Here is a 15,046-nt window from a genome sequence, read left to right as displayed (position 1 = left end):
CTATGAGTCACAAATCTGCTCGTTCCTATGCTATTTTATCGATTGCTGCGGCGATCGCAACTATCGGTTTAAAGTTTGGCGCTTACTTACTTACAAACTCTGTAAGTTTGTTTTCCGATGCCGCCGAATCAGTTGTAAACTTAGTCGCCGCCGTTGTAGCAGTGTGGGCGCTCACTCTCGCCGCCCAACCACCCGACGAAGAACACACTTTTGGTCATTCTAAAGCGGAATACTTTTCTAGTGGCTTAGAAGGGGCGTTAATCCTAGTTGCTGCCCTAAGTATTGGTGTAGCTGCCTTAAGTAGATTAATCGACCCTCAACCTATCCAAAAAGTAGACTTGGGTTTAGTTCTTTCTTTAATCGCCGCCGCTATTAATGGAGGAGTAGCGTTTATTTTATTACGGGCGGGAAAACGCTTAAGATCGATTACTTTAAGAGCAGACGCGCACCATTTACTTACAGATGTTTGGACATCCGTAGGGGTGGTAGTTGGTTTATTGTTAGTACAACTAACCGGATGGCTAATTTTAGATCCAATTATTGCCATAATTGTTGCTGCAAATATAGTTTGGGCAGGGTTTAGACTTTTAAAAGAGACTGGGTATGGATTATTAGATACTGCGCTACCCCTATCCGACCAAAAAATTATTACCGATTTGCTAGCACCTTACGACCGCCAAGGCATATTATTTCATGCTATGCGATCGCGCGTTGCAGGTTCGCGCCGCTTCGTTTCTTTCCATATCCTTGTCCCTGGAGAATGGACGGTGCAGCGCGGACATGACTTATCTGAAGAAATTGAACTAGCAATTAGTAGGGCTTTACCTAGCACGCACATCATTACCCATTTAGAACCCTTAGAAGATCCGGTATCCTGGGAAGATCAAGGCTTAGACCGTTTTCCAGAACACAGCTAAGAAACTTTTTGTTGCGCCACAATAAATGTGCGAATTAAAGCAATAACTTCGGGGCGAATTTCGTGACCCATATCAAATTCTTGATACTGTACTTTTGCGCCCATAGTAAGCAAACTATCTCGCGCTTTTTGGGCGGCAATCAGGGGAACAACCGAATCTTGTCTACCATGTACTAGCAAAATCGGCGAAATATGGCTAATTGGTGATTCTGTAATTGGATGCAAATAACCACTTAATGCGACTAAACCCGCCAATGGTAGATGCAACCCAACATCCAAAGTCATCGCCGCACCTTGGGAAAAACCACTTAAAATTGTCTTGGACAAAGGAATACTCGTCTCTTTTTCTAGAGATTGCAGCCAATCGTTTAATAATTGCTTGCTTTCATAATATCCTTGATTATTTTTTTGAAAATCGTACCAAGCTTTACCGCCAGCTACTTGAGGATGATTAAAAGGCGCATCTGGTAAAACAAACTGATAATCAGGCAAATTCAAAAAAGGCACAACTGTCGCCAAATCTTGAGCATTTGCACCCCAGCCATGCAAAACCACAACTAAACCCGCAGGTTTTTTACCTGTAGTTGGCGCAATATTAATAACTTGCATGGGCTGAGACTTTCTCCTATTATAAAAATTCTCTTAATCTATTGTAATAATAACTAATTCTTCACCCTAAGTATTTTTAGCATTGCTGAAAGTATGATGATTTTCTTACCAATTACCAATTACAAAAACCCTAATATATGGCACGTCTAGCACTTCTCAGCGTATCTGATAAAACCAGACTAATCGAATTTGCCCGAACATTAGTAGAAAAATTTAGCTTTGATATTATCAGTAGTGGCGGGACAGCCAAAGCCTTACTAGCTGAGGGTATCCCCGTTACTAAAGTTGCCGATTATACAGGTTCTCCAGAAATATTAGGCGGGAGAGTCAAAACCCTACATCCTCGGATTCATGGCGGTATTTTAGCGCGGCGAGATGTACCCCAAGACCTAACAGATTTAGAAAATAATCAAATTCGCCCGATTGATTTAGTTGTAGTTAATTTATATCCTTTCGAGGAAACGATCGCACTTCCAGACGTAACTTTAGCTGAAGCTATCGAACAAATAGATATTGGCGGGCCGACTTTAATTCGCGCCTCTGCCAAAAACTACGCTCATGTTACTATTCTCAGCAATCCCACAAGTTACGATTCTTACTTAGAACAGTTGCGCCAAAATCAAGGGGAAGTAACGTTAGAATTTCGCTTACAGTGCGCTCAACAAGCATTTTTACATACTGCTGGGTATGATAGTGCGATAGCGCAAGCGCTGACTGGTCAGTTCGCGTCTTACCCAACCAAAGAAAGTTTTACTCTTACGGGACAAACATTACAACCCTTGCGTTACGGTGAAAACCCCCACCAATCCGCCGCTTGGTATCAAAGAGGCGATACGCCTACAGGTTGGGCGACTGCAACTATATTGCAAGGTAAAGAACTTAGTTATAACAACTTAGTAGATTTAGAAGCAGCACAGCGTATAGTTAGCGAGTTTACGGATACCCCCGCCGCCGTCATTATCAAGCATACCAATCCTTGCGGGGTAGCTTTGGCAGATAGTTTAGAATCAGCTTACAACAAGGCTTTCAACGCCGATCCTATTTCTGCTTTTGGGGGAATTGTGGCGTTAAATCGTCCTATAGATACGGCGACAGCTAAAGCGTTAACTCAAACCTTTCTTGAATGTGTGGTGGCACCCGAAATTGAAGCCGAAGCCAAAGAAATTATCGCCGCCAAATCTAAACTTAGAGTTTTAATTAAGCCCGATCGCACTAGCATTGAAAAGACCGTAAAAGTAATCGCTGGTGGCTTTTTAGTTCAAGATGCGGACAATTACACTGCTGATTCTAGCAAATGGCAAGTAGTGAGCGATCGCACTCCCAATTCTACAGAATTAGCCGAATTACTGTTTGCGTGGAATGTTTGCAAGCACGTCAAATCAAATGCGATCGTTGTAACTGGAAACCAAACTACAAAAGGCATCGGAGCAGGGCAAATGAACCGCGTTGGCTCAGTAAAAATTGCTTTAGAGCAAGCTGGCGAAAGCGCCAAGGGTGGTTTTCTTGCCAGCGATGGTTTTTTTCCCTTTGACGACTCCGTAAGAGCCGCCGCCGCCGCCGGGATAAAAGCGATCGCGCAACCGGGGGGAAGTATGCGCGACGCTGATTCTATTAAAGCCGCTAACGAACTAGGGTTAATTATGGTATTTACTGGAATTCGACACTTTTTACACTAAAAAGACATTTCAAATTAAACCTTAATCCAGTTGTCTTAGGAGGTTTATCTAAGGATGAATTAATCAGCCTTAGATAAACGTTGTTTCTGGTGCATCTTTGCCCTTTCTCTCAATCTCTACTTAAGAATCGCTCTTAGGGGCATTTTCACTAACTATCTAAGCTAGTTGTTCCAGCAAATTATTCACACCGATACCGAGCTTTTGTCCTAAATGCAGCAATTGTTGTAATTGACCAAAATCGCCAGCTGCCTGACTTTGACTTGCAACCGCTTGGCGACACAAACTAATTAGTTGCGGTAACTGGCTAAAATATAGCTCCTGAGATTTACCCAAACACAAGCTAAGGTTTAGCTGATTTGCGACATTAATTAAGCGCTCAACTTGTTGAATTGCCTCTATCGTAGCCAAATTGTTATCGTGCAATAGTTGCCAAAGCGATCGCAAAATCAATTGCTCCATTGTCTGCTTACCTTCGGGTATATGCAAATTACAACGCAGATGCTTGGCTTCTGTCGCCGTTGCTTCCAATTCTGCCAAATGATGCAAACTTGCTTGCGGTTCGCCGATTTCTTCCCACAGCAGCTTTAAAACATTGACGCAACGATGCTTTAAAGCAATCTCCGCCGCTACTTGCAACTCTTGGGGTACAGTTAGTTCATCTCGATGAAATGCCATCAATACGCCGTAATTATCGCGGTAAACCTGAGTATAAAGCTGATCGAGCCTGGTTAAAGTTTCATGACTTAGTAGCTCCATAATCCGATGTCTTTCTTCCGCGAACAGATTTTGCAAGCTAAAGGTTTGATCCCCAAATACTTGATTGATTGCCAAAATAGTCTGCGCCGCACTAGCTTGTTCTAAAGAGCCAAATACTTTCTCTTTTAACTGGCTGTAAGTTCTGCGCCCGGTAAAGGGTTGAATGCAACAATGAAAATCCCAACCACCTAAATGCAGTACCGCAAATACTAAATGTTGGCTTTCCCAAGTAATATCAGAAACTAAACGCAACTGTCCTACCGCCAAAGTTAGCGATCCCATCCGTTGCACTTGGTAATTGACTTGATGGGCGGTGTAGCAATAAATGCGTTGGATGGATTGATTAGCCGATCTGTCGCCAAATAACGAACTAATGGCGTACTGAGCGGCTACTTGTCTAAACCCAATTTGCGCTGTTATTACCAATTGTCGATAAATTTCCGCGCCGTGCTTAAACAGTTCAACATTGCTTGGTGCTTGGGTTAAGCGCCCAATAAAAGCTTTTTCTAGCTGTACTCCCGCTACATCTCCCGCCAATTCTAAAGCACGAGCCGCATAACGTAAAATTTGCGTACCTTCCGGGCGAGAAATTTCTTCAAAAAACCAGCCACAACTTGTATACATCAACAAAGCGTGACGCTGCATCTCCAGTAAACGTAAAGCGTCTACTTTCTCTAAAGGGGTGAGTTTGTGGGATTGGTGGTTATTGAGGAAACGGCTAACATTGGCAATCGAGCGATCGCGCATTACCTGAATATACTCATCTCTCGCCAACCAGGGATCGCGGAAAAATAGCTTTCCTGTCTCCTCATACACCTTAGTTAATTCATCCCGCAGCCAATCTAGGGACTCGCGCAACGGTTTCCGCCATTTTTGATGCCATACGCCACCTTCACCACCACAACCACAATCATCTTGCCAACGATCCACCCCATGAGCGCAACTCCAAGCGGTGACGGGCTTTAACTCCACTTCCCAACTGGGCGGATTGATACTTAAGTAGTGGGCGTAATTGGTTACTGTCCAATTACGGTGGGGAAACTCATTTAAAAAGGCGTAGGCTAAGGTTTTTTCCGTACCTTTTTTGTGATGTCCAAAAGTTTCGCCATCAGTAGCCACAGAAATTAACTGCGATTCTCGATGATCCCCGCGTACTGCTTGCCCAATTCTGCCACTTAAGCGATCGGCACTGTACAAATCATCGTTAAAGCCCATATCGCGGGAAATTGGGCCATCGTAAAAGAAAATATCTATATAATCGCTATTGGGATCGCCGCCGGGTAAGAAACATCGGTAAGGGCGAGTAGCATCAATTTGACTACCTCCTACTTCATACCATTCCCCAATACCCTGCTCAGAGTTAGGTAGCATCCGACAACGTTGCGCTTGGGAAGGTGCTAAGACTATAAACCGAATCTTCTCAGCAATTAATGCAACGATAGTTGCATAATCTACCGCCGCCTCCGCCAGCCACATTCCTTCGGGATTGCGCTTAAATCGGGATTTGAAGTCTTCTTTACCCCAGCGAATCTGTGTATGTTTGTCGCGCTCGTTCGCCAAAGGCATGATGATGTGATTGTATACTTGGGCGATCGCATTTCCATGACCATTTAAGACTTCGCAGCTTTTGCGATCGGCTTCCAAAATGCGTTGATACACCTCAACATCGTATCTTTCTAACCACGACATCAGCGTTGCGCCGATATTAAAGCTCAAATACTCGTAGTTATTAACGATCCCCACCACATCGCCCCATTCGTCTAGCACTCTTGCAAAGGCATTAGGGCGGTAGCATTCGTGATGTATGCGTTCGTTCCAGTCGTGGAAGGGAGCCGCCCCCGCTTGACGCTCCACCGCGTCTAAATAAGGGTTTTCGCGGGGTGGTTGGTAAAAATGACCGTGAACTGTAACGTAAACACCTGTCGCTGTTTTTAGGGGATCGATCGCTATAACATCGTTACCTTGGTATTGTGTAACAGCACTAACGGGGAGATCGGCAGCAGAAGTCATGTATTATTAGTCCAAAATTATAGTTGTCAATCAAGCTTCCTTAAAACCCAAGTATTGAAGGTTAATCTAAATAACAATGAGTTTGGGGCTGTTGATAGTTAGGGAAAGATAGAAATTTCTAACGTTTGCGTTGTTTATCTTTCGAGGCTTATTCTAGTAACTCATTTAGGGAGATTGCCTCAGCCTGTGGTCGCAAACGCAACTTTTATTATTAAACCGTAAATAAAGCCTTAAGTTAAGTCAACTTAATATTTTGGGCGATCGCGTTACAAAGCTACATTTTTATTTACAAGTTGTAAGTCTCCAAACTTTTCTCCCAAGCTTGAGGTTAACCTATGGGGAGGTAAAGGTAGTTAGTACAAGGAATTAGGGACAAAATTCTCAATGTCGTTTAAAAATGGTTTGTTTTTAGGTTTATTAATATTTATCCCAATTTCTGCGGCGGCTCACTTTTTACACTGGGGAGAACTAGCAGTATTTATCACGTCGGCGTTAGCTATTTTACCTTTAGCCGCTTGGATGGGTAGCGCTACAGAAGAAATAGCCGTAGTAGTTGGGCCAACTTTAGGAGGATTTTTAAACGCTACCTTTGGTAATGCTACCGAGCTAATTATTGCTTTAATCGCCCTCAATGCTGGACTTGTCGATGTAGTTAAAGCAAGTATTACCGGATCGATTATTAGTAACCTACTTTTGGTTATGGGTTTTTCAATGCTGTTAGGAGGTTTGCGCTACAAAGAACAACAGTTTCCCTCCTTCGTGGCGCGGGTAAATGCTTCACTAATGAACTTGGCTGTAATTGCAATTTTGATGCCTACTGCTGTAAATTTTACGTCTTCGGGGATTCCTGAGAGTGTTTTGCAGAACTTATCTATTGCTGTGGCGATCGTTTTAATTTTGGTTTACGGCTTAACGCTATTATTTTCGATGAAAACTCACTCTTACCTTTACGATGTGGGTTTAGTAGAAACTGACCAAGTAGAGTTAGCCGAGGCAAATTTAATTGGTGGCGCTCCTGGGGTCAATTTATGGTTGTGGGTTGGCGTATTGCTAGGAGCAACTTTGCTTGTAGCGGTGGAATCAGAATTATTAGTAGAATCGCTGGAAGTTGCAACATCTCAACTAGGTTTAACTTCCCTATTTACCGGAGTTATCCTCGTTCCCATTATTGGTAATGCTGCCGAACATACTACGGCAGTTACAGTAGCTATGAAAGACAAAATGGATCTTTCAGTCTCCGTAGCAGTGGGATCGAGCTTGCAGATTGCCTTATTCGTTGCTCCAGTATTGGTTTTAGCGGGTCGGTTTATGGGTAAACCAATGGATTTGAATTTTAATCCCTTTGAATTAGTTGCTGTAGCCGTATCCGTACTAATTGCTAATTCTATTAGTTCCGATGGGCGCTCCAATTGGCTAGAAGGCACAATGTTATTAGCCGCTTATGTAGTTTTGGGCTTGGCTTTCTATTACCATCCAGTAATTACAGGTATTGGTTAAAAAGGTATGGGCGATCGCACCAAACACAAGATAACCGTATAAAACGGTGTAGTAGGGGCGCAATGCATTGCGCCCCTACGGTGGGATTTTAAAATAATTTCTCCTTCACAATAGAATTAATCCTTTTATTGAATTTATTTATGACTTCTAAAGTCCCAACGTCTTTAAACTATCCAATTACCGCAAACACTAAGGATAATTTTGCAATCTTTTTTGCTCCCTTATCCTTAAGCGAAGTCTACGATTTGGCAGACGATCGCGCTAATGGCGCAATTGTAGTCATGAGTGGGATGGTTCGCAATCAAACGGGGGGACAACCAGTGGTTGCTTTAGAATATCAAGCTTACGAACCAATGGCAATTCAAGTATTTAAACAAATCGCTTCAGAAATTCGCCACCAATGGAGCGATGTCAACCGTATAGTCATACATCATCGCGTTGGACGCTTGCAAGTTGGCGAAATCAGCGTTTTGATTGCGGTGGGTTGTCCTCACCGATTACAAGCGTTTGAGGCTTGTCAGTATGCTATTGATGCCCTCAAAGACAATGCCCCCATTTGGAAAAAAGAATGGTACGAAGATGGACAATGGAGTTGGACAAAGTGTTGTTAAGCAATATTGCCTCAAAACTGAGTAAACGTTACCCTTTAAACCCTAGATTGTCAAATAAGTATAAGTAATCAGGATTAAATACCTAAATTCCATTACTAATTGCTTTCAATAGAGCGGTTGAAATCGGCGGTTTTTCTCGTAGTATCTAAAATGGGGCAAAATAAATAGACCATTCGTTTTGATTAGCGAATCATTATTTTGCTTTAGAAAAACTTATTAATGCCGCGATCGAGAGAGGAATACACCAATGGCAACTTACAAAGTCACTTTAATCAGCGAAGCCGAAGGCTTAAACCAAACGATTGAAGTTGATGACGACACATACATTTTAGATGCTGCGGAAGAAGCTGGACTAGACTTACCCTACTCCTGTCGTGCGGGTGCTTGTTCTACTTGCGCTGGTAAAATCAAGTCAGGTACAGTCGATCAATCCGATCAGTCTTTCTTAGATGACGATCAAATCGAAGCTGGTTATGTTTTGACTTGCGTAGCTTATCCAAGTTCAGATTGCACAATCGAAACTCACAAGGAAGAAGAACTTTACTAATTAATGCGATCGCACTAATTAAAAAAAGTTTTAAGGCAGGACTTACTAATTATTGTTCCTGCCTTCTTTATTAAGACTTGACTATTGGATCTAGAACCTGAATTGTTGTCCCCGGATAATAAAAGTTTAAAATCCGCTTGCTTGTCCAGCCCAAATCTGCTAGCCGATAAGATCCTGTTTGACTTAAGCCGACTCCATGCCCAAAACCGCCACCCACAAAGGCGTAACCCCATAAAGGATTGTTATCTTTTTTGACAGGTTCTAAATAAAACAATGTGCTTCTAGGTGCAGAAAAGGCGCTGCGAACTTCGTCTTTGAGTAAATTAAACGTCCCCATATCTGTTTGCACCGATAGCTTCAAAATTCTACCCCCAGGACTTCGCTCTACAACCTTCAAGCTGTTAAGTTTTTGAAAACTTGCAAAGGGACTTCTATTAACTTCTAAATATTTCTGCAAATCAGTCGTTAATTGCTCAATACTGCTTTCTCTGCGCCAGCGAAAGGTTTTCCACCCCACCTCATTAAATCCACGATTGATATTAATAAACTGCTGAAAGTTTTGCTCATCGGCTAAACTTTGACGCGCCAAATTCCACACACTCGCCGCCGAATCTACTACAGGCTTTAAGTAGGGGCGATCTTGTCCATTCCAAACATCGCTAAACTTTGCCGTCACTCCTCCCGTAGTTGAGGAATACAAAGCGTCTACTAATTGATTGTTATAAGTAAGTACCTGTCCTTTTGTCGCCGAAATTGCGCGATCGCTATTTGGATCTATACCGCTCAATCCCTTATAAACTTGACAATGAACGTCGGCGGATAATTCGTAACCATCAATTGCAAAGCGGCGTACATTTCGTAAAGCATAGGTTCGAGCAATAATTGTCTGCGCTTCTACAGCGTTATAAGGGGCTTTAGCGCCGATTTCATTGGGTACTACGCCCCGCAAATAGCTTTCAATGGGGACATGATTAATTAGCGTATAACTACCGTAGGCGTTCCCCTGCAAGCGCAAACGTCCCGGATAGGAAGTCGTATCAGATTTATTTTTAGCTTGACTAACTTGAATTAAATTTTTAGTTGCAGAAATATCTAACTTGTCCCGACTGTAACGGTTTCCTCCTACAATCCAACTAAGTTTTGGTGATTGCTCCACAACTTTACTATCCAAATAGGCAGTTTTGTTACCTTTGGTTTGCAAACTCCCCATTAGTAACCGCCGCAATAAAGGCGTATTGTAAACGTCTCTTTTTGCCCAAACTTCCCAACGCTCCGGTTGAGCAACTTCTACCTCTATACCCTGCGCTTTCCACCTTTGGGCGCTTTCTTCGGCGGTTTCAAAGCTGCGAAATACACCCAAAACTACCCGCTCCGCCAACTCTGGTTTTGGCAAACTTTGCATAGCTATTTCCAGCTTGACACTCTTTGTTTGCAAAGTTTGTGGCTTTGTACCAGTGGTAAAATTTAGAGTTAGGCGATCGCCCGGTAGAGATTCTATCAACAATTCTTCTGTTGCTTCATCGCCAAAACGCTGTACCACACCCACCTTTAACTCTTGCTCTACTAAAGGCGCTGCTTTAACCGATGTTGCAGTCAATCCCAGTACACAAAATACTGTTAAAGCCCTAAATGCCAAATTCCGTTGCTGAAAATTCATATAAATATTTTTTCCTAACTATCCTAAGCTTTCCGACTAAATCCGATGCAAAAGGTTGCAACTTAAAGTCATAATGAGTACGATATAGAAGAAGACAAATAAAGTAGCATCACTTTGACACTCCCCGCTTCTTCGAGACGGAGATTATTAAGACGGCAAAGTCTTAGTAGACCTTGATTCTTAATGGCTGTGCCAAACAGCCTCTAGACAGTCCGGTAAAACCATTCTGCTTACTTTTACGTCCGATATTCGCAGCACCGTTAGTATCTGAGTTAATCAAATGTCCTTCCTTGCTTCTATACAATCCACGGCGTACCCGCTTGCCAGAGAACTGGTAGGTAGCTGGTTTGTCAGCATTGTAGATAGGCAGGTCGTCACCATCCAAAGCACTCGCAATGCTTGTGTAAGACTCCTCTTGTTCAAGATAGATCAACCCGTATCGCTCGCAGAGAGATTTAAGTTTGTTTCTCAAAGAATAAAAGGGAATTTGGACAAAGTTTTGATTGTTCCGACTACCGATATTGATGCCATCCTTCATTCCAATATTGAATCCTACAATCAGGCGTTCAATTTTAGTATTGATGCAATGGTCAATAATCAGTCTAGCCGCTTTATTCAGATAGTCTCTAACTTGACTACTACGATTAATGTACAGTCTCGATTGACGGCAGGTAAGTTGCTTAATTCCCTGCAAATCTTTAATCGATTGCAGTCTGGCATTTTCTTTGTTGAACCACTGGTTAATAGATTTAAGTTTGCGACCATCCATAATAAAGGATGCCCCATTGGTGTCAACACAAGTAGCCAAATTATTAAGCCCGAAATCGATTGCCAAAGCACTGTCAGGGACTGTTTCTACAGCTTCGATTTCACCAGAGGAGATATACTCAGCTTCAAAAAACCTGGCATCGTACTTGGGGTGAATTCTCACTTCTTTGATTTTGGCACTGTCAAGACGTTCGGGAAAGTTAATTACAATCTCACCAAATTTCTGCTTAAAAGAATTCGACATTGGTACTTTAAACGAACCATCCTTAACCTTAATTCGAGGAATTATCAGCACGAAATAGCCCTCTTTGGGCAAGTAGCAAGGAAGCCTCACCTTCTGCTGAAATGTTCCAAATCGAACCGCCTTAATCAATCCATAGAAACTGCGAAACGTTCTATCTACTACCTTCAGTGTTTGCTGTGCAATGTCAGTGTTGAGAAGAAGATAGTTCTCATTGTCTTTACACAAATAGTAAGCAGATTCATAGCGCAAGTGCTTATGTTCTTGAAAATAGTATTGTCGAATGGTGTAAAGCCCCACATTGTAGAGGTTCTTACTCAATCGACACAACTCTCTCAGAGCCAAGAACTCGGTCTTGCTAAGATCGCGTATTTGGTTTTTCTGAGTTAAGTACATAGTTATTATTTCGCTATTATTTTAATATATAGCGAAAACTATTGAAAAACAAGGATATTCTAAGGTTTAAAGACAGTGGGCGGTTTTAACCGCTCGTGTCGTCGTTCCTCCCTCTTTCTCTGAAGCCTATGGGTTTTCCAACATCCCGCACTTTTCTTATGATAAAAATACAAGAGATTCCGCTACAGCAGATTTATAGACCTTTACCGCGAGCCAACGACAGCGCAAAAGTTGCGTCTTTGATGGAATCCATCGCCGAAATGGGTCAACAAGAACCCATAGACGTGCTAGAAGTGGATGGGCAATACTACGGATTTTCGGGTTGTCATCGTTACGAAGCTTGTCAGAGGTTGGGTAAAGAAACAATTTTAGCTAGAGTACGTAAAGCTCCTCGCGCCGTCTTAAAAATGCACCTAGCATAAAGAGATTTACAGTAAGCTGGTTTTAGGCAATTATTATAGGCAGAAAACAGCGAAATACGTTTATATTTGACCTAAATTAGGAGAATTTATGCAAGCTCAAGGTTCGGTTTTTCCAGTTAACATCGGTATAGATGACGAAAACCGCAAGCTAATTGCGGAAGGATTGTCACGGATGCTTGCTGATACCTATTCGCTGTATCTCAAAACTCATAACTTTCATTGGAATGTTACAGGGCCAATGTTTCAAACCTTGCATTTGATGTTTGAAACCCAGTATACAGAATTAGCTTTAGCAGTAGATTTAATTGCAGAAAGAATTAGAGCGCTAGGATATCCAGCACCAGGAACTTACAGCGATTACGCCAAACTAAGTTCAATTCCCGAAACTCCAGGAGTTCCCAAAGCTACAGAAATGATCCGCCTATTAGTAGAAGGTCAAGAAGCAGTAGTTAGAACCGCTCGGTCTATATTTCCGGCTGTAGACAAAGTAAGCGACGAACCAACCGCCGATTTATTGACTCAAAGAATGCAAATTCATGAAAAAAATGCTTGGATGCTGAGAAGCTTGTTAGAAGAATAACCATTGTTAGGCGCAAGTGATGTCTAAGTCATCAAAGCCAAATTATACCGACTCGTTGCAAACATTAATGCAACGAGTCGGTATTTCTAGTTTTAAAGCTTTAGCTAGTGCGTCGGGAGTTTCGCAAAAGCAAATAATGCGATTGCGGCGGGGAGAAGTAGAACAGATGCGAGTAGAGACAATACTCAAGTTAGCTCAAGTGCTGAAAGTGCCTATAAATGTTCTTATGAGAACATTTTTAAATTCTGAAATAGCACAACCACCGACAGAAGACAAAACCATTGCGACTTTAAAACAAGAATACCAAAAACTGCAACATCAATTAGAACAACAAAAGCAAACTTTGTTGCAAGAGTTTCAACTATCAACTTTGCAAGTTTTGGAATCTTGCTTATTACAATTACCTACCTTTGAGTTTAAAGTCAAAGAGCATCCCGAAATCAGCGCCACAAAATTATTACCATTAATCCGCCCGTTGCAGCAATTGTTACAACAATGGGGAATAGAACAAATCGCGCCAGTGGGAGAAAAAATACCTTATAACCCTCAACTGCACCAGCTTTTATCAGGAAACGCCCAACCTAGTGACTTAGTTATCGTCCGCTACACTGGTTATATTCAAGGCGAGAAGCTACTATACCGAGCCAAAGTGAGCTTAGTTGAATAATCCAATTACCAATTACCCATTCAAAGCAGACAATCTCCCCTTTGGCTGATGTTGTTTTATAGATAGATTTGTTCCACTAAATATTGAAGCAAAAAGTAAAACAAACCATGCGTAAAATCAATATTGGTCTATCAGAAGAACAACGATCGGGCGTAAGCGAACTATTGAACAGTGATTTAGCAAACGCTTACCTAGTATTAATCAAAACCAAAAAATTCCATTGGGATGTAGTTGGCCCTCAATTCCGTTCTTTGCACCAACTATGGGAAGAACAATACCAAGCATTAACAATTAATATAGATTCTTTAGCCGAGCGCGTCCGCACCTTGGGATTTTTCCCTGTAGGTACAGCAGCAGGCTTTTTAGAATATGGTTCTATCAAAGAACAATCCGACAATATTCCGCTAGCAACCGAAATGGTATCTCAGCTAGTAGATGACCATGAGGAAATTATCCGTAACTTGCGCGAACACGTAGACCAATCATCGGAAAAATTCGGCGACGAAGGTACAGCCGACTTTTTAACCGGACTGATGGAGCAGCACGAAGAAATGGCTTGGATGCTACGCTCGTTTATTGAAGGTGAAGCCCTTTCCGCCGACGGTAACAAGCCAAATTCCAGTAAAATTCCTGTAGAAGCAAGTTCTAACTAAAATTGCTTGGAAATGAGCGATCGCTTTACCTAATTTAAGCTAATAACAAAAAAAGGGGGAGAAATAATTTCTCCCTCTTTTGCGTGTGATAAAGATACCTCGTTAGCTAGATGCAGAGATAGTTGAAATGTATTTGCAACTTAAAAATTAACTTCAAATAGACATTAAGTTTGTTAGCAAAATATAGTTTTTATTATTGAAGGCGATCGCAAGTTTTATTTTACAAAATTTATAATAGCCACTATAAAAACAGTTTCCTTAAACACAGCACCTTTAAAACCAAGTTGAAACCAAACATAGGATACAAATTTATGCTGAGTAGCAAGCACAATCATGTTAGGAATACTCCTATTCGTAACACTAAACGTCCGCTTACTCTGGGTATATTAGGTATTTTGTTGCTTTGTGCAGGCACTTACGGGACATACCAATGGCAATAATAAATAATTGGCAAAATATCCAAAGTCAAAGCTTAAACGGTCATACCAAAGGAATTTGGTTTGTAGCTATCAGTCCCGACAATAAAACCTTTGCCACCGCCAGCGACGACAACACAGTAAAGTTGTGGAATTCTCAAACAGGAGGATTACCAAGAACTTTGACAGGACATATACCTAAAAAGCTTGTCGTCAACGGTAACTTATGACGACAAGCTTTTTGAAATAATAACTGAAACTAATTTTTGTTGATGACATCTATAAGCCTAATAACAGGCTAAATCTAATTTGTAGCTGTACCAGGGCGATCGCTATTGTTGCGATTAGAATTATTGCGATCGTCAATGGAGTTTTCTAGAGCGTCAAGACCTACTTCAGTGGCAGTACGATTGAGCATTGATTGCTGACGGTTCTTAACGATGTGGTGGTGACGCATCATCAAAGCACGAGCTTGTTCTTGTGTAGACATAATCGAGATTCCTTTTTTCTAGGGAAGTGTTTTTAACTTTTTGCTTATAAATTAAATATAACAAATAACTTCTGTAACATAAACTACCAAATCAAAACTTTAACAAAACTTTACAATAAACCCACAGCCAACAA

At 41.7% G+C, this 15,046-nt stretch carries 15 protein-coding genes; 10 read left to right on the top strand and 5 right to left on the bottom strand.

The genetic code is table 11. The annotated features are described in order from the left end of the window. The first annotated feature begins 2 nt into the window (after positions 1 to 2). A complete protein-coding gene (locus SYN7509_RS0213960; protein WP_009633320.1) occupies positions 3 to 917 on the top strand; it encodes a cation diffusion facilitator family transporter in 915 nt (304 codons plus the stop codon). Here SYN7509_RS0213960 and SYN7509_RS0213955 read toward each other — a convergent pair. Further along, entirely contained in the window at positions 914 to 1,525 is a 612-nt protein-coding gene (locus tag SYN7509_RS0213955) for an alpha/beta hydrolase (protein ID WP_009633319.1), read from the bottom strand. The genes SYN7509_RS0213960 and SYN7509_RS0213955 overlap by 4 nt on opposite strands. 137 nt (positions 1,526 to 1,662) lie before the next feature. Between SYN7509_RS0213955 and purH the strand changes: the two genes are divergently transcribed. Next, a complete protein-coding gene (gene purH, locus SYN7509_RS0213950) occupies positions 1,663 to 3,201 on the top strand; it encodes a bifunctional phosphoribosylaminoimidazolecarboxamide formyltransferase/IMP cyclohydrolase (RefSeq protein ID WP_009633318.1) in 1,539 nt (512 codons plus the stop codon). Between the two features lie 156 nt (positions 3,202 to 3,357). On the opposite strand, the gene SYN7509_RS0213945 is transcribed toward purH, so the two are convergent. Then, a complete protein-coding gene (locus SYN7509_RS0213945; RefSeq protein WP_009633317.1) occupies positions 3,358 to 5,967 on the bottom strand; it encodes a DUF3536 domain-containing protein in 2,610 nt (869 codons plus the stop codon). Positions 5,968 to 6,351: 384 nt separating this feature from the next. On the opposite strand from SYN7509_RS0213945, the gene cax reads away from it, so the two are divergent. From cax to SYN7509_RS0213930, 3 genes are all read left to right on the top strand, one after another. Beyond that, the gene (gene cax, locus SYN7509_RS0213940) at positions 6,352 to 7,464 is read left to right on the top strand and encodes a calcium/proton exchanger (RefSeq protein ID WP_009633316.1); all 1,113 of its coding nucleotides are present in this window, start codon (positions 6,352 to 6,354) and stop codon (positions 7,462 to 7,464) included. A 140-nt stretch (positions 7,465 to 7,604) separates the two neighbouring features. Further along, entirely contained in the window at positions 7,605 to 8,075 is a 471-nt protein-coding gene (locus tag SYN7509_RS0213935) for a molybdenum cofactor biosynthesis protein MoaE (RefSeq protein WP_009633315.1), read from the top strand. Positions 8,076 to 8,322: 247 nt separating this feature from the next. Next, positions 8,323 to 8,622, top strand: coding sequence for a ferredoxin (locus tag SYN7509_RS0213930; protein ID WP_009633314.1), 300 nt, complete (start codon positions 8,323 to 8,325; stop codon positions 8,620 to 8,622). Between the two features lie 70 nt (positions 8,623 to 8,692). Here the strand turns inward: SYN7509_RS0213930 and SYN7509_RS0213925 are convergent, their stop codons facing one another. Together SYN7509_RS0213925 and SYN7509_RS0213920 are read right to left on the bottom strand one after the other, a co-directional pair. Continuing rightward, on the bottom strand, positions 8,693 to 10,279 hold the full coding sequence (locus SYN7509_RS0213925) for a SpoIID/LytB domain-containing protein (RefSeq protein ID WP_009633313.1): 1,587 nt from the start codon (positions 10,277 to 10,279) through the stop codon (positions 8,693 to 8,695). A gap of 163 nt (positions 10,280 to 10,442) precedes the next feature. Next, a complete protein-coding gene (locus tag SYN7509_RS0213920) occupies positions 10,443 to 11,684 on the bottom strand; it encodes an RNA-guided endonuclease InsQ/TnpB family protein (protein WP_009633312.1) in 1,242 nt (413 codons plus the stop codon). A gap of 158 nt (positions 11,685 to 11,842) precedes the next feature. Between SYN7509_RS0213920 and SYN7509_RS0213915 the strand changes: the two genes are divergently transcribed. The 5 genes from SYN7509_RS0213915 (at position 11,843) to SYN7509_RS0213890 (ending at position 14,652) form a co-directional block, all read left to right on the top strand. Then, positions 11,843 to 12,106 (top strand): ParB N-terminal domain-containing protein, encoded by a 264-nt coding sequence (locus SYN7509_RS0213915; protein ID WP_009633311.1) that lies wholly within the window; start codon positions 11,843 to 11,845, stop codon positions 12,104 to 12,106. A gap of 88 nt (positions 12,107 to 12,194) precedes the next feature. Further along, the gene (locus tag SYN7509_RS0213910; RefSeq protein WP_009633310.1) at positions 12,195 to 12,686 is read left to right on the top strand and encodes a Dps family protein; all 492 of its coding nucleotides are present in this window, start codon (positions 12,195 to 12,197) and stop codon (positions 12,684 to 12,686) included. Positions 12,687 to 12,705: 19 nt separating this feature from the next. Then, entirely contained in the window at positions 12,706 to 13,353 is a 648-nt protein-coding gene (gene grpE / locus SYN7509_RS0213905; RefSeq protein ID WP_009633309.1) for a nucleotide exchange factor GrpE, read from the top strand. Positions 13,354 to 13,460: 107 nt separating this feature from the next. After that, positions 13,461 to 14,006, top strand: a complete 546-nt coding sequence (locus tag SYN7509_RS0213900; protein ID WP_009633308.1) for a Dps family protein — start codon at positions 13,461 to 13,463, stop codon at positions 14,004 to 14,006. Positions 14,007 to 14,436: 430 nt separating this feature from the next. Then, positions 14,437 to 14,652, top strand: a complete 216-nt coding sequence (locus tag SYN7509_RS0213890) for a WD40 repeat domain-containing protein (RefSeq protein WP_009633306.1) — start codon at positions 14,437 to 14,439, stop codon at positions 14,650 to 14,652. A gap of 74 nt (positions 14,653 to 14,726) precedes the next feature. Here SYN7509_RS0213890 and SYN7509_RS0213885 read toward each other — a convergent pair whose 3' ends face one another. After that, the gene (locus SYN7509_RS0213885) at positions 14,727 to 14,912 is read right to left on the bottom strand and encodes a glutamine synthetase inactivation factor IF7A (RefSeq protein ID WP_009633305.1); all 186 of its coding nucleotides are present in this window, start codon (positions 14,910 to 14,912) and stop codon (positions 14,727 to 14,729) included. Positions 14,913 to 15,046: the final 134 nt, after the last annotated feature.

The sequence above is a fragment of the Synechocystis sp. PCC 7509 genome, assembly GCF_000332075.2.
In the GTDB taxonomy this organism is placed as follows: Bacteria; Cyanobacteriota; Cyanobacteriia; order Cyanobacteriales; family Chroococcidiopsidaceae; genus Aliterella.
Note: the sequence above shows the minus strand (reverse complement) of the source record. Positions and strands in the feature narration are given on the sequence as shown.